Raw genomic sequence first — 15,391 nt, 5'->3', positions numbered from 1 at the left:
GCCCTAATGCTTTGGGCCCGATTGGCATGCGCTAACGGCCCCGATCAGGCGCTTATATGCCATGCGTGACCCGGTGAAAAGCGGCGCTGAGCGGGAAATCAAGGCGGGAATTGCCGAATAGCGGCCAAGCGGCTTAAATTCCGGGCAAAGCAGGCACAAAGGAGCAGGGCATGAATATCGCAGAGTGGCTGGCACGGCGGGCGCAATTGACACCGGATCAGCCGGCGCTGTTTGCAGGTAAATCGCAGGTCATGGACTATGGCGGCTTTCACCGTGCGGCGCTGCATCTGGCCGGTGGGCTGGTCGGGCAGGGCGTGCAGCCCGGCGACCGGATCGCCCTGTTCATGAAGAACACCCCCGACTACCTCGTGGCGGAATATGCCGCCTGGTACGCGGGCGCGGCAGTCGTTCCGATCAACGCCAAGCTGCACCCCAAAGAGGCCGCCTGGATCATCGCGAACGCAGGGGCGCGCCTGGCCTTTGCCACCCCTGACCTGGCCGAGGGGTTGGCAGGCGTCAGCGACGCGCGGGTGATCCCCACGGGCGGGGCGGATTGGCTGGCGCTGTCTGGGGCCCAGCCGCTGCTGGCGCCGATCGCCCGCGCGCCGGACGATCTGGCCTGGCTGTTCTATACCTCGGGCACGACGGGGCGGCCCAAGGGCGTGGTGATGACCCACCGCATGCTGATGACCATGAGCCTGTGCTACCAGACCGATTGCGACCTGGTCACCGCCAAGGACGCGGCAGTCTATGCCGCGCCGCTGTCGCATGGCGCGGGCATCTACAACATGATGCATGTGCAGGCCGGAGCGCGTCATGTCTTTCCGCTGTCTGGCAGTTTTGACGAAGGCGAAGTGCTGGATCTGGCGTCGCATTTCGGCAATGTGCACATGTTCATGGCGCCGACCATGGTCCAGCGCCTGACCCGCGCGGCCAAGGCGACCGGCCATCGCGGCGCGGGGCTGCGCACCATCATCTATGCGGGCGGGCCGATGTATAACGCCGACATCATCGAGGCCGTCGACTGGTTCGGCCCGGTCTTTGCGCAGATCTACGGTCAGGGCGAATGCCCGATGGGGATCACCGCCCTGTCGCGCCATGACGTGACCGACCGCAGCCACCCACGCTGGCGCGAAAGGCTTGGCTCGGTCGGGCGGGCGCAATCGGCGGTCGAGGTGCGCATCGCCAACGAGGCGGGCCAGACCCTGCCGCCCGGCGAGGTCGGCGAAATCATGGTGCGCGGGGACATGGTCATGCCAGGCTATTGGCAAAACCCCGAGGCGACGGCCAAAACGCTTGTGGACGGCTGGCTGCTGACCGGCGACATGGGGGCCATGGACGCCGATGGCTATGTGACGATGAAGGACCGCTCAAAGGACATGATCATTTCCGGCGGCACAAACATCTATCCGCGCGAAGTCGAAGAAGTCCTGCAAGACCACCCCGCGGTGATCGAGGTCGCCGTGGTCGGTCGCCCGCACCCCGAATGGGGCGAAGAAGTGGTCGCCTTCGTGGTCAGTGACGGGCCGCTGGACCCCGCTGCGCTGGATGCCTTTTGCCTGGATCACATCGCCCGGTTCAAGCGGCCCAAGGATTACATCGCGATCGAGGCCCTGCCGAAGAACAACTATGGCAAGGTGCTCAAGACCGCGCTTCGCGAGAAATTCGCGGCTTGCTCGTAACCCTCCCTTGCGGGTTTCAGGGCGTCGCCTTCCGGGCTGGACTGCGGCTCGGGATCCTTTTCCGACGCGGCGCTGCCGATCGCAGGCAGATCGTCGGGCGCGGGGTCGGACGGAGCGCGCGCCTGATCGGGCGCGGCCGCATCGGCGGGCTCTTCAGCCTCCGGGCTGTCTTCGGCCTGCTCGCTGGCCTGCTCATCCAGCATCTGCGAGATCTTGATCTGCATGATCGACGGCGGCGCCAGGTGTTTGTTCGGGTCCGGTTCACCATTGGCAGCGCGCCAGAACTGCGCCGGCGGCTGCCCGTCCGACATGGCCGCATCGGGATTGCGCGACTGGCTTAGCGGTTGCACCCGCTGGTGTGGCGGGGTCGGTTTCTGAACGCCCGGCAGCCCAAGGGGATGTCCCGTGGCAAGGGGCGCGGTCCATAAGGTCGGGCCTGCAAGATGCATTTGACTGCTCCGTCCGGAAGGCCCCCACCCGAAGGACATTAACACATGTTAGGCAATATTGCAGCGGCACCTCTCGAATTGAAGAGAGTTTGGAGTGCCGTGGTTAACCCTCTGCAAACCGTCGCGCGGCCCGTCGGCGAATACTTGCCCGCAGATCGGCAGGATCCAGCCCCACTGAGGCGCGCGTTCTTGCGGTTGCCTTATCTTAAACATATTGATCGTGGAATATGAATTGGAGGCGCGCCAACCTTTTGAAAGCATGAGGCTAAACAATGAAAAAAGCGAAGTTTCAAAACGCAAAGCAGACAGGCAAGGCAGGCTTTGACACCCTGGACGACACCCTCAAGACCGCAGCAGATACTGGCGACGGATCAGGCGCCGACGCCACGCAGGGTGCGGCCACCATCAGCGACGCGGCCGCGGCCGAACTGGTCTACATGATCGAAGAGGAAAAGCTGGCCGGCGACATCTACGAAGCCTTCTACGAGCTTTACGGGCTGGAAGTCTTCAACAGGATCGCGCAGTCCGAAGATCGCCATTTCGCCACGCTGGTCGCCCAGGCCGAGGCGCTGGGCATCGAGGTGGACAGCTTTGTTTTCGAACCGGCCGGAGAATTCGAGAACCCCGAATTGCAAGAGATGTATGACGATCTGCTGGCCGCCGGATCGCAGTCGCTGCAGGACGCTCTCGAAGTCGGCAAGGCCATCGAGGAAAAGGACATGGAAGACATCGCCGAGGCAGCAGAAGCCGTCGAAGGCACGGCGCTGGCGACGGTCTATGACAACCTGCTGACCGGGTCGTCCTATCACCTGGCGGCCTTTGACAACCTTTTGTGAATGAATGAAAAGCAGCCGCCGGGGGTGCCGGCGGCTGTTGATCGTTTCGGCATGGCCGCAGGCTATCAGCCCCGGTTCATGCGGTTTTCGATGAGGTCATCGACGACGCTGGGGTCAGCCAGGGTGCTGGTGTCGCCCAGGGCGCCGTAGTCGTTTTCGGCGATCTTGCGCAGGATGCGGCGCATGATCTTGCCCGAGCGGGTTTTCGGCAGGCCGGGGGCCCACTGGATCAGGTCCGGCGAGGCGATCGGGCCGATTTCCGTGCGCACCCAGGTCCGCAGCTCCTTGCGCAGATCGTCCGAAGGCTCGACCCCGTTCATCAAGGTGACATAGCAGTAAATGCCCTGGCCCTTGATCTCGTGCGGGTAGCCGACGACCGCCGCTTCGGCGACCTTTTCATGCGCCACCAGGGCCGATTCGACCTCGGCGGTGCCCATGCGGTGGCCCGACACGTTGATCACGTCATCGACGCGGCCCGTGATCCAGTAATCGCCGTCCGCATCGCGGCGGCAACCATCGCCCGAGAAGTAATAGCCTTTGTAATCAGAGAAGTAGGTCTTTTCGAACCGCTCGTGATCACCCCAGACCGTGCGCATCTGGCCCGGCCAGCTGTCCTTGATGCACAGCACGCCCTCGGTCGGGCTGGCGTGGATTTCCTCGCCCGATTGCGGGTCCAGAACCACCGGCTGAACGCCAAAGAACGGCTTCATCGCCGCGCCCGGCTTGGTCGCATGGGCGCCCGGCAGCGGGGTCAGCAGGTGGCCGCCGGTTTCGGTCTGCCACCAGGTGTCGACGATCGGGCAGCGGCCGCCGCCGACCACGTCGTTGTACCAGTTCCAGGCCTCGGGGTTGATCGGCTCGCCGACGGTGCCAAGGATGCGCAGGCTGCTCAGGTCGCACTTGGTAACGAAATCGCTGCCCTGGCCCATCAGCGCGCGAATCGCGGTGGGGGCGGTGTAGAACTGGTTCACCTTGTGCTTTTCGCAGACCTGCCAGAACCGGCTGGCGTCGGGATAGGTCGGCACGCCTTCGAACATCACGGTCGTGGCGCCATTGGCCAAGGGCCCGTAAACAATATAGGAATGCCCGGTGACCCAGCCCACGTCGGCGGTGCACCAATAGATGTCGCCCTCTTTGTAATCAAAGACGACCTCGTGGGTCAGGCTGGCGTAAAGCAAATATCCACCAGTTGTGTGTACCACGCCCTTGGGCTGGCCGGTGCTGCCCGAGGTGTACAGGATGAACAGCGGGTCCTCGGCGTCCATTTCGACGGGGCGGCAATAGTCGTCGGCCTCCAGCGCCATTTCGTTGTAGTCGAAATCGCGCCCCTGGGTCCATGTGGTCTGGCCGCCGGTGCGCTTGACCACCAGGCATTTGACGCTGTCCTTGCAGTGCAGCAGGGCCTTGTCGGCATTGGTCTTGAGCGGGGTGTTGCGGCCGCCGCGCGGGGCTTCGTCGGCGGTGATCACCACCTTGGCGTCGCAGCCGTTGACCCGGGCGGCCAGGGCGTCGGGCGAAAAGCCGGCGAAGACGATGGAATGGATGGCGCCGATGCGCGCGCAGGCCAGCATGGCATAGGCGGCCTCGGGGATCATCGGCAGGTAGATGATGACCCGGTCGCCTTTGCGAACGCCCAGGCTTTCCAGCACGTTGGCCATGCGGCAGGTGTTCTTGTGCAGCTCTTTGTAGCTGATGTGTTTGGCGGGGGTGTCGGGGCTGTCGGGTTCCCAGATGATCGCGGTCTGGTCGCCGCGGGTTTCCAGGTGGCGGTCGATACAGTTGGCGGCGACGTTCAGTTTGCCGTCCTTGAACCATTCGATGGTGACATTGCCCAGGGTGAAATCGACGTTCTTGATCTGGGTCGGCTTGTGCATCCAGTCCAGCCGCTGCGCCTGTTCGGCCCAGAACCCTTCGGAGTCCGCAACCGACTGCGCATACATCGCGTCATACTGCGCCGCATCGACATTCGCAGACGCGGAAATCGACGCGCTGGGGGGGTAGGTGGTGGTCATGTGTGGCTCCTCCACAAGAATTTGGGGGCAGGGAATAGCTCCCGGCCCCCAAGATCAACTCCACTTTGGTCGTGGTGGGCCGGGTTTTTGCTTAAATAGCCAGATATTCCGCGCGCAGTTCTTCGTTTTCCAGCACCTCGGCGGCAGTGCCGTCAAAGACGATGGAACCGGTGTCCAGGATCACGGCGCGGTCGGCCAGTTGCAGGGCGCGCACGGCGTTCTGTTCGACGATGATCGTGGTCATGCCCTGTTCCTTGATGTGGCGCAGGGTCTTTTCGATCTCGTCGACGATGACCGGGGCCAGACCTTCGTAGGGTTCGTCCAGCAGCAGCACCTTGATGTCGCGCGCCAGCGCCCGGGCAATCGCCAGCATCTGCTGTTCGCCGCCCGACAGGGTCACGCCCTCCTGGTTGCGACGTTCGCCCAGACGCGGGAACAGCTCGTAGAGGCGTTCCAGCGACCAGCCGATGGGCGGGGCGATCTGCGCCAGCTTGAGGTTTTCCTCGACGGTCAAGCCAGGGATGATCCGGCGGTCTTCGGGCACAAGGCCCAGGCCGACGGTCGCCGCCTCGTAGGACTTCATCAGGTGCAGCGGCTTGTGATCCAGCCAGATCTCGCCCTTGTTCACCTGCGGGTTGTCAAGGCGCGCGATCGAGCGCAGCGTGGTGGTCTTGCCCGCGCCGTTGCGGCCCAGCAGGGCAAGGATCTCGCCTTCGTGGACGTTGAAGGAAATACCCTGCACGATATAGCTTTCGCCATAATAGCTGTGCATGTCCCAGACCGACAGGAAGGCGGGGGCGGTTTCGGCCAAATTGGCGTTCTTGGAGAAATCCGGACGTACGTTCATGTGTAGCTCTCCTTAGTGGGCTTCGCCAAGATAGGCTTCGCGGACCTTGGGATGGCCCTTGATGTTCTCGGGGCTGTCCTCGACCAGGGGGGTGCCCTGCGCCAGAACGGTGATCCGGTCGGCCAGCGAAAACACCACGTGCATATCGTGTTCGATGATCGCCATGGTGATGTCCCGCTCGGCCTTGATCTGCTTGAGAAGGTCGATGGTGTTGTTGGTGTCGGCGCGCGCCATGCCGGCGGTGGGTTCGTCCAGCAGCAGCAGCTTGGGTTCCTGGATCAGGCACATGGCCATTTCCAGGCGCCGCTTGTCGCCGCGCGACATCGAAGCCGTGTGCATGTTGCGCTTGTCCAGCATGTTCACGTCTTCGAGCATCTTCTCGGCCTTTTCGCGCAGCTCCTTTTCGTTCTGCACGCTTTCGATGGCGTGCAGACGGAAGGAACCGTCGCGGCGGGCAAAGATCGGTATCATCATGTTTTCAAAGACCGTGAGGTCTCCGAAAATCTCGGGGGTCTGGAAAACCCGGCTGATGCCCATCTGGTTGATCTCGAAGGGCTTGCGGCCCAGCACCGATTGACCGTCGAACATGACCGATCCGGTATCGGGGATCAGCTTGCCGACAAGGCAGTTCAGAAGCGTCGACTTGCCTGCGCCGTTGGGGCCGATGATCGCGTGAACCGTGTTTTCCTTGACGGAAAGGTTCACGTTTCCAAGGGCCTGCAACCCGCCGAAGCGTTTGTTGACGTCTTTGACTTCTAGAATTCCCATCTGTCCGTCTCCTTATTCCGCAGGCTCAGTGCTGGTGGATTTGTCGTTGTCCTCGGCCTTTTTGCGCTTGAACAGTCGGCCGATGCGCTGACCGCCTTCGACAAGGCCGCCGGGCAGGAAGATCACGACAAGCATGAAGATGATGCCAAGCGTCAGGTGCCAGCCCTTGCCCACAAAGGGGTGCACGATGGTGACAAGGAAATCCTCGATGCCATCGGGCAGGAAGCTGAACCAGCCGTGCAGGACGTTGTCGTTGATTTTCGAGAAGATGTTCTCGAAATACTTGATCATGCCTGCGCCCAGGACCGGGCCGATCAGGGTGCCGGCACCGCCAAGGATGGTCATCAGGACGACTTCGCCCGATGCGGTCCACTGCATACGCTCGGCGCCTGCCAGCGGGTCCATCGAGGCCATCAGCCCACCCGCCAGGCCAGCGTACATGCCAGAGATCACAAAGGCCGCCAGGGTGTAGGGCCGTGCGTTCAGACCGGTGTAGTACAGGCGCTGCTGGTTCGATTTGATCGCGCGCAGCATCATGCCAAAGGGCGACCGGAAGATGCGCACCGACAGGTAGAAGGCCAGCAGCATGACCACGGCGCAGACATAGTAGCCGGCCGAGAAGGTGAACAGCCAGTCACCCAGGTTCAGCTGGAAGGTCGAGCGCATTTCAAGGCCGAACAGGTTGGTCACGGGGATCGACCCGTCCGCCGTTGCCGACACGCCCAGGACGCGCGGGTCGTCCAGCGTCAGTTGCAGGCCGGTTTCGCCGTTGGTCAGCGGTGTCAGCACCGAATAGGCCAGGGCAAAGGACATCTGCGCAAAGGCCAGCGTCAGGATCGAAAAGTAGATCCCCGACCGGCGCAGCGACACATAGCCGATCAACAGGGCAAACAGGCCCGCGATGATGACCGACAGGATGATCGCCGGCAGGATGTTCATGCTGAGCAGTTTGAACATCCAGACCGCCGAGTAGGAGCCCACACCCAGAAAGGCCGCGTGCCCGAAGGACAGGTAACCGGTCAGGCCGAACATGATGTTGAAGCCGATGGCGAAGATCCCGAAGATCACGAAACGCTGCATCAGGTCCGGGTAACCGGCGTTGAACTGCGCAAGGCCGGAGCCTTCGGGGAAGGGGTTCAGGATGAAGGGTGCCAGCAGTACGAGCACCGCGACGATGAGCAGCAGTTTGCTGTCGTTTTTTTCGAGTCCGAACATGGGCTTAGTCCTCCATCACGCCTTTGCGACCCATCAGACCGCGCGGACGGGTCAGAAGGATGATAATGGCGACAAGGTAGATGATGATCTGGTTGATGCCGGGCAGGGTGGTGGTGGCCCAGGTGGTCGATGCAAAGCTTTCCAGGATTCCCAGGACAAAGCCGGCCAGAACGGCGCCAGGCAGGCTGCCCATGCCGCCCACGACGACCACGACGAAGGACAGCACAAGAAAGTCCATGCCCATGTGGTAGTTTGGTGCGTTGATTGGTCCGTACATCACCCCGGCAAGGCCCGCGACCGCGGCGGCAAGGCCGAACATGATGGTGAAACGCTTGTCGATGTCGATGCCTAGCAGGCCAACGGTTTCACGGTCGGCCATGCCCGCGCGCACCACCATCCCGAAGGTGGTGAACTGCAAAAAGGCAAAGACCGCGCCGATGATGACAACGGCAAAGCAGAAATAGACGATGCGCCAGACCGGATAGACGATCCCCTCGGCCAGCTGCGCCACGCCCGAAAGCGCTTCGGGGGCGGGGGTCTGGATGGGGTTCGCGCCAAAGAAATACTTGATGACTTCCTGCAGCACGATGGCCAGGCCAAAGGTCACCAGGATCTGGTCCGCATGGGGGCGTTTGTAGAAATGCTTGATCAGGCCGCGTTCCATGACATAGCCGATCACCAGCATGACCGGGATCGCGAACAAGATGGCCAGAGGCACCGACCAGTCGATGATGGTCGCGCCCATTTCGGGGCCGAACCAGCTTTCGACATAGGGGGTCTTTACCTTGAGCGGGTTGCCAAGAAAGTCCTTCTGGGTTTCGTCGATGACTTCGTACGACAGGTTGAATAGCCGTTGCAGCGTAACCGAGCAGAAGGCGCCGATCATGAAGATCGCGCCATGGGCAAAGTTCACCACGCCCAGCGTGCCGAAGATCAGTGTAAGCCCAAGCGCGATAAGCGCATAGGCCGAGCCCTTGTCGAGCCCGTTTAGAATTTGCAGGAGGATTGCGTCCATGGACCCCACCATCGGGTTGAGTGAGTAGAGCGCCCCCCGGGTATCAGCCAGGGGACGAGCGATTGAATTGCCAGTTTCTTCGGTTTGTAACCTGCGGAAATCACTTGGACATTCCGCTGAAAAAGGCGTTGGGGCGCGTGGTTTGCACGCGCCCCAGGGCCATTATGCGCCCGGGTTGCAGGAACCCAGCTGACCGCCCGCAAACATCGGGTGATCGGGCTCGTACCAGACCTGAGCGGCCGGGGTGACTTCGACGACTTCCAGAAGGTCGAACTCGGAGGTGGGGTTCTCTTTGCCCTTCACGACCAGCACGTCCTTGAAGCACTGGTGGTCAGCCGAACGATACAGCGTCTGGCCGTTGCCCAGACCGTCGAACAGGTAACCCTTGTTGGCCGGCGACGAGATGCCCGGCAGGCTGCTGTCGCCGCCTTCGAGGGCCTCGACAACCGCGCAGGGGTTGAACGAACCGGCACGCTGAACAGCGTCTGCATACAGCAGGGTCTGAACATAGCAGGTGTGCGCGGCCTGGCTCGGCGGGAAGCCGTACTTGGTGCCGAACGACTTGACGAATGCCTTGGAGCCTTCGTCCTGCAGCGACCAATGCCAGTTGGTGGACCCAACGATGCCCTTGATGTTTTCGCCGGCACCACGTGCCATCAGGCGCGAGAACAGCGGAACGACGATCTCGAAGTTCTTGCCGTTGACTTCCTTGTTGCGAAGGCCGAACTGAACGGCGTTGGTCAGCGAGTTGACCATGTTTCCGCCGTAGTGGTTCAGAACCAGAACATCGGCGCCCGAGTTCAGGACCGGCGCGATGTAGGATGAGAAGTCCGTCGCGGCCAGCGGGGTCAGCACGTTGTTGACGGTTTCCCAGCCCATGGCTTCGGTCGCGGCTGCGATCGATTCCTGCTGCGTCCAGCCCCAGGTGTAGTCGGCGGTCAGGTGATAGGCCTTGCGGTCATCGCCGTACAGGTTCTTGAGAACCGGCGCCAGCGCGGCCGCGGACATGTAACCGTTGAAGAAGTGACGGAAACCGTTCGCCTTCTTGTCCTTGCCGGTGGTGTCGTTCGAGTGGGTCAGACCCGCCATGAAGATCACGCCAGCTTCCTGGCACAGACCCTGCACGGCAACCGCCACGCCCGAGGACGAACCGCCGGTGATCATCACCGCGCCGTCTTTTTCGATCATCGACTTGGCCGATGCGCGGGCAGCGTCAGACTTGGTCTGCGTGTCGCCGGTCACATAGGCGACCTTTTTCCCGAGGATGCCGGTGCCGTCCAGAACCTTCGAGGAGAAGGTGTTCAGCATGCCGCCGTCGCCGCCGCCGTTCAGGTGCTCGACAGCCAGCTCGTAGGCGCGCAGTTCGTCGGCGCCTTCGTCAGCATAGGGGCCGGTCTGGGGCACGTTGAAGCCAAGGGTGACGGTGTCACCGGTCGGGTCGTTGGTAAAGGCGGACACCGACGAGCCGGTGAAGATCGTCGGCAGTGCGACGCCCGCACCGGCGACAGCGCCGGACTTGAGCACGCCACGACGTGTCAGGTTGGTTTTGGACATGTAATCCTCCCAATGTGTGAAATGCAAAGCCGAGCTCCTCAACTCGGGTTCGCGCACAAGTTTGTGCAAAGTCATTATCACCCAGAGACGTAAAGTTAGGCAACAAGCCTCTTTTAGATAACAATTATTTTGTCAATGAATGAACAATATACTAATGTATTCTGTAAATCTCTTTATGTCGCATCGCAGAAAACCCTTGAATCCGCAAAGGAATGCCCATGCCCCGTGACACGCTGACCGGATCGCGGATCCGCGAAAGACGCATCATGCGCGGCGTCAAGCAGGCCGATCTGGCGCGCAAGGCCGGGATCTCGGCCTCGTATCTGAACCTGATCGAACACAACCGGCGCAGAATCGGCGGCAAGCTTTTGCTGGATATCGCCGGGATTCTGGAGGTCGAGCCCACGGTCCTGAGCGAAGGCGCCGAGGCGACGCTGATCGCCACCCTGCGCGAGGCGGCCTCGGACGTGCCGCAGGCGGGGGCGGAAATGGACCGGGTCGAGGAATTTGCCGGGCGCTTTCCCGGCTGGGCCCAGCTGCTGGCGGACGGGCGGACGCGGATCGCGGCGCTGGAACGCACCGTCGAAACCCTGACCGACCGGATGACCCACGACCCGCACCTGGCCGCATCGCTGCATGAAATGCTGTCGACGGTGACCGCCATCCATTCCGCCGCCGCCATCCTTGCCGAACCCGGCGATGTCGATCCCGAATGGCAGGCGCGCTTTCACCGCAACATCCACGAAGACAGCGAAAGGCTGGCCGACACCTCGCGGGCGCTGGTCACCTATCTCGAAGCGGACAGCGAGGCGGCGACCGAACTGGGCGTGCCGCAGGAAGAACTGGATGCCACGCTTGAGGCGGCCGGCCATCAAGTGCCAGAACTGGAACAGGGCGGCACCGTCGATGCGGCGGCGGCGCGGCTGGGCCAAGGGCTGTCGACCGCCGCCCGCGCTCTGCTGGTGACCTGGTTGCAACGCTATGCCAGCGATGCGGCCGCACTGCCGATCGCGCGGCTTCAGGCGCCGCTGGACGACCTTGGCCCCGATCCGGCCCGCCTGGCACAGGCCCTGGCGGCCGATCCGGCACAGGTCATGCGGCGGCTGGCCGCGCTGCCGCCGCAGGTGCTGCCCGATCCTGTCGGGCTGGCGATCTGCGATGCCTCGGGGGTGCTGAGCTATCGCAAGCCGCTGCCGGATTTCCCGATGCCCCGCTTTGGCGCGGCCTGTCCGCTTTGGCCGCTGTACCGGGCGCTGAACCGCCCCTGGGTGATCCTGTCGCTGCCGGTGGTGCAGCCGGGCCGCCACGAAACCGTCTATCAGGCCCAGGCGCTGGCCAGCCCGGTCGGCGCCCACGCCGTAAACGCCGACCCGCTGTTCGAGGCGCACATGCTGATCCGCCCGCTGCCCGGCCGCCCCGAAGGCGCGGCGCCGCTGCCGGTGGGCACGGCCTGTCGCATCTGTCCGCGCGCCGGATGCCCGGGCCGCCGCGAACCTTCGGTGCTGGCCGAGGTGTGATCCCACCCACGGCCCGCCACCAAGGGACAACAAAGCCTCAACTGGGTTTTGACACCCCAAACCTATGGTCCTAAAGTCGCACAACCCGCAGGGAGGACCATCGGACAAAACGAGGGCTGCGGGGCAGGGGGGATGAAAATGGCAGGCAACGTGCTGCTGATCGAGGACGAGCCGAACATCATCGAAGCCATCCGCTTTATCCTGTCGCGGGATGGCTGGCAGGTGGACACTCATTCGAACGGGATCGATGCCGCAGATGTGGTGCGCAGCAAGCGCCCGGATGTGCTGATCCTGGATGTCATGCTGCCCGGGCGGTCGGGCTATGACATCCTGCGCGATCTGCGCGAGGCGCCGGAAACCTCGGGGTTGCCGGTGCTGATGCTGACCGCGCGCGGGCAAAGTAAGGATCGCGAACTGGCCGAACGGGCCGGGGTCAGCCGTTTCATGACCAAGCCCTTTTCCAACGCCGAGGTACTGGACGCGGTGCGCGCGCTGGGTGGACATGAGTGACCAGGGCGCCCCTGCGCTGACGCGCCTGGACAAGACGCCGCTGTTCGTCGAACGCCAGACCTATCGTCGCCGCCGCACCGTCGATGCGGCGCGGGCGCTGCCGGTGCTGGGGCTTTTGCTATGGTGGGTGCCGCTGCTTTGGGCTCTGCCAGAGCGGCCGCACAGCGCCTCGGGGGCGTTGATCTATATCTTCCTGGTCTGGCTGGGGCTGGTGGTGGGCGCCGGTCTGCTGATCCTGGCCCTGCGTCGGCGTGACAACGAAACGGCGCCCGACGGACCCAGGGGCGGAGAGGGCGCGTGACCGCGATCAACAGCCTGGCGGCGATTTCGGTCGCCTATGTCCTGATGCTGTTCGCCGTGGCCTTTGTCGCTGAACAGGCGGCGCGGCGCGGGCGCGGGGCCTGGCTCAGCTCTCCGATCATCTACACGCTGTCGCTGTCGATCTATTGCACGGCCTGGACCTTTTACGGGGCGGTCGGGGCGGCGGCGCGCAGCGGCTTTGAATACCTGACCATCTACCTTGGCCCCAGCCTCGTGCTGGTTGGCTGGTGGTGGGTGCTGCGCAAGCTGGTGCGCATCGGGCGCAGCCAGCGCATCACCTCGGTCGCGGACCTGATTTCGTCGCGCTACGGCAAATCCAACCTGCTGGGCGTCGGCGTGACGCTTTTGGCCGTGGTCGGAACCACGCCCTATATCGCGCTGCAATTGCAGTCGGTCACCCTGTCGGTCGAGGTCTTTGCCGATGCCGCCCCCGCGGGCGACGCGCCGCTGACCGCCTTTTGGGTCGCGGTGGGGCTGGCGATCTTTACCGTCATCTTCGGCACCCGCAACCTGGACGCAAACGAACGCCACCACGGGGTCGTCATGGCCATCGCGGTCGAGGCGATCGTCAAGCTGGCGGCGCTGCTGGCGGTGGGTGCCTTTGTGGTCTGGGGCGTGTCCGGAGGCATCGGCCCGACGCTGGAGCGGATCGACGCCAGCAGCCTGGGGCAATGGCAGGTTTCGGGCGGGCGCTGGGCCGGGCTGATGCTGCTGTCGGCGGCGGCCTTCCTGTGCCTGCCTCGGATGTTCCAGGTCATGGTGGTCGAAAACGACAACGACCGCCAGCTGCACATGGCCGCCTGGGCCTTTCCCTTGTACCTGATGCTGATGAGCCTGTTCATCGTGCCGATCGCCGTGGTCGGGCTGGACCTGCTGCCGGCGGGGTCGAACCCAGACCTTTTCGTGCTGACCGTGCCGCTGTCGCAGGGGCAGAACGGGTTGGCGATGCTGTCCTTTCTTGGCGGTTTCAGTTCCGCCACCTCGATGGTGATCGTCGCGGCGATTGCCCTGTCGACGATGGTGTCCAACCACATCGTCATGCCGCTGTGGCTGCGCTGGCGGGCAGGGGGCGCCAGCGTTTCCGGCGATGTGCGCAATGTGGTGCTGCTGTCGCGCCGCCTGTCGATTGCCGGGGTGCTGGCGCTGGGCTATTTCTATTATTCGCTGTCCGGCGGCGGCGAGGCGCTTTCGGTCATTGGACTGATTTCCTTTACCGGCGTGGCGCAGGTGTTGCCGGCGATGCTGGGCGGCATCTTTTGGCGTGGAGCCACGCGCAACGGCGCGCTGGCGGGGCTGACCGTGGGCTTTGCGGTCTGGCTGTATACCCTGTACCTGCCCAGTTTCGGCCCCGGCACCCTGCTGCCGGCCAGCCTGTTCGACAACGGCCCGCTGGGCATCGGCTGGCTGCGCCCGCGCGCGCTGTTCGGGATCGAAGGCATCGACCCCTTGCTGCATGCGGTCCTGTGGTCGCTGTCGCTGAACACCGTGGCCTTTTTCGCCGTCTCTTTGACCAGCTTTCCGACCCCGCTGGAACGGCTTCAGGGCGCGCAATTCGTCAATATTGGCCGCGCCGCCAGCCGCACGCGGCGCTGGTCCGGTGGCGCCGCCCAGTCCGAGGATCTGATGGTCATGGCGCAGCGCATCCTGGGGCCTTCGGATGCCCAGGCACTGTTCCTGCGCGAGGCACGCAAACAAGGTGTGTCCGGCCTTCTGCCCGACCCCACGCCCGAATTCCTCGAGGCGCTCGAACGCGAGCTGTCCGGCTCGGTCGGGGCGGCGACGGCCCATGCCATGGTCAGCCAGATCGTCGGCGGCGCCAGTGTCTCGGTCGAGGATCTGATGGCCGTGGCGGACGAGACCGCACAGATGATGGAATATTCCGCGCGGCTGGAAACCCAAAGCCACGAACTGACCCGCACCGCCCGCCAACTGCGCGAGGCGAACGAGAAACTGACCCGGCTGTCGGTGCAGAAGGATGCCTTTCTTTCGCAGATCAGCCACGAATTGCGCACGCCGATGACCTCGATCCGGGCCTTTTCGGAAATCCTGCGCGATGCCGAAGGCCTGGCCGCGCAGGACCGGATTCGCTATTCGTCGATCATCCACGACGAAGCGGTGCGCCTGACCCGCCTGCTGGACGATCTTCTGGATCTGTCGGTGCTGGAAAACGGCCAGGTCAGCCTGAACCTGCGGCGTGCGCAGCTGTCGGAACTGCTGGACCGGGCGGTGGCCTCGGCGACCCATGGCGAGACAGGCATGACGATCCGGCGCAACCTGGCCTCCGAAGCCTTCTGGCTGCACACCGATATCGACCGGCTGGCGCAGGTCTGCATCAACCTGATCGCCAATGCGCGCAAATACTGCGATGCGCCGCAGCCCGTTCTGGAAATCCGCGTTGGCCAAAGCGAAGGCCGCACCGTGGTTGATTTCATCGACAACGGGTCAGGTGTGGCGCAGGACCAGCAGGACGTCATCTTTGAAAAATTCGCCCGCGTCAGCGACCGCGAGGCTGGCGGCGCCGGGCTGGGCCTGGCCATCTGCCGCCAGATCATGGCGCGCCTTGGGGGGGATATTTCCTATCTGCCCGGGCAGGGCGGCGGTGCGTTCCGGGTTGTCCTGCCGCAGGATCAGGCCCTGGCCGCGCAATAAATTCCGACGCATTTAA

13 protein-coding genes are annotated in these 15,391 nt (G+C 63.6%); 6 read left to right on the top strand and 7 right to left on the bottom strand.

Annotated features, from left to right (window positions below; translation table 11 throughout):
- The first annotated feature begins 170 nt into the window (after positions 1-170).
- Positions 171-1,682 carry a class I adenylate-forming enzyme family protein gene (locus QF118_RS18070; protein ID WP_282300428.1) on the top strand — a complete coding sequence of 504 codons (1,512 nt, stop codon included), beginning with the start codon at positions 171-173 and terminating at the stop codon, positions 1,680-1,682.
- On the opposite strand, the gene QF118_RS18065 is transcribed toward QF118_RS18070, so the two are convergent.
- Positions 1,628-1,993, bottom strand: a complete 366-nt coding sequence (locus QF118_RS18065) for a hypothetical protein (RefSeq protein WP_282300427.1) — start codon at positions 1,991-1,993, stop codon at positions 1,628-1,630. The two genes, QF118_RS18070 and QF118_RS18065, sit on opposite strands and share 55 nt — an antisense overlap.
- A 410-nt stretch (positions 1,994-2,403) precedes the next feature.
- On the opposite strand from QF118_RS18065, the gene QF118_RS18060 reads away from it, so the two are divergent.
- Entirely contained in the window at positions 2,404-2,967 is a 564-nt protein-coding gene (locus QF118_RS18060; protein ID WP_282300426.1) for a DUF2202 domain-containing protein, read from the top strand.
- Positions 2,968-3,032: 65 nt separating this feature from the next.
- Here QF118_RS18060 and acs read toward each other — a convergent pair whose 3' ends face one another.
- The 6 genes from acs to QF118_RS18030 all read right to left on the bottom strand — a co-directional run bounded on the left by acs (position 3,033) and on the right by QF118_RS18030 (position 10,378).
- The gene (acs, locus tag QF118_RS18055) at positions 3,033-4,979 is read right to left on the bottom strand and encodes an acetate--CoA ligase (RefSeq protein ID WP_282300425.1); all 1,947 of its coding nucleotides are present in this window, start codon (positions 4,977-4,979) and stop codon (positions 3,033-3,035) included.
- 91 nt (positions 4,980-5,070) lie between these two features.
- Positions 5,071-5,826 carry an ABC transporter ATP-binding protein gene (locus QF118_RS18050; RefSeq protein ID WP_282300424.1) on the bottom strand — a complete coding sequence of 252 codons (756 nt, stop codon included), beginning with the start codon at positions 5,824-5,826 and terminating at the stop codon, positions 5,071-5,073.
- A 12-nt stretch (positions 5,827-5,838) separates the two neighbouring features.
- Positions 5,839-6,594: an ABC transporter ATP-binding protein gene (locus QF118_RS18045; protein WP_282300423.1), complete on the bottom strand. Its 756-nt coding sequence runs from the start codon at positions 6,592-6,594 to the stop codon at positions 5,839-5,841.
- 12 nt (positions 6,595-6,606) lie between these two features.
- On the bottom strand, positions 6,607-7,809 hold the full coding sequence (locus QF118_RS18040; RefSeq protein ID WP_282300422.1) for a branched-chain amino acid ABC transporter permease: 1,203 nt from the start codon (positions 7,807-7,809) through the stop codon (positions 6,607-6,609).
- 4 nt (positions 7,810-7,813) lie between these two features.
- A complete protein-coding gene (locus QF118_RS18035) occupies positions 7,814-8,824 on the bottom strand; it encodes a branched-chain amino acid ABC transporter permease (RefSeq protein WP_282300421.1) in 1,011 nt (336 codons plus the stop codon).
- 162 nt (positions 8,825-8,986) lie between these two features.
- Positions 8,987-10,378 carry a substrate-binding protein gene (locus QF118_RS18030; protein WP_282300420.1) on the bottom strand — a complete coding sequence of 464 codons (1,392 nt, stop codon included), beginning with the start codon at positions 10,376-10,378 and terminating at the stop codon, positions 8,987-8,989.
- Between the two features lie 218 nt (positions 10,379-10,596).
- Here QF118_RS18030 and QF118_RS18025 point away from each other — a divergent pair, with 218 nt between their 5' ends.
- The 4 genes from QF118_RS18025 to QF118_RS18010 all read left to right on the top strand — a co-directional run bounded on the left by QF118_RS18025 (position 10,597) and on the right by QF118_RS18010 (position 15,375).
- Positions 10,597-11,895, top strand: a complete 1,299-nt coding sequence (locus QF118_RS18025) for a helix-turn-helix transcriptional regulator (protein WP_282302509.1) — start codon at positions 10,597-10,599, stop codon at positions 11,893-11,895.
- A 138-nt stretch (positions 11,896-12,033) separates the two neighbouring features.
- Positions 12,034-12,405: a response regulator transcription factor gene (locus QF118_RS18020; protein WP_282300419.1), complete on the top strand. Its 372-nt coding sequence runs from the start codon at positions 12,034-12,036 to the stop codon at positions 12,403-12,405.
- A complete protein-coding gene (locus QF118_RS18015; protein ID WP_282300418.1) occupies positions 12,398-12,706 on the top strand; it encodes a hypothetical protein in 309 nt (102 codons plus the stop codon). The genes QF118_RS18020 and QF118_RS18015 overlap by 8 nt, the downstream gene beginning before the upstream one ends.
- Positions 12,703-15,375: an ATP-binding protein gene (locus tag QF118_RS18010; RefSeq protein WP_282300417.1), complete on the top strand. Its 2,673-nt coding sequence runs from the start codon at positions 12,703-12,705 to the stop codon at positions 15,373-15,375. Before QF118_RS18015 ends, QF118_RS18010 begins: the two co-directional genes overlap by 4 nt.
- The last annotated feature ends 16 nt before the right edge of the window (positions 15,376-15,391 follow it).

Source organism: Tropicibacter oceani (assembly GCF_029958925.1).
GTDB lineage: Bacteria > Pseudomonadota > Alphaproteobacteria > Rhodobacterales > Rhodobacteraceae > Pacificoceanicola > Pacificoceanicola oceani.
This window is presented reverse-complemented; position numbering and strand designations above follow the sequence as displayed.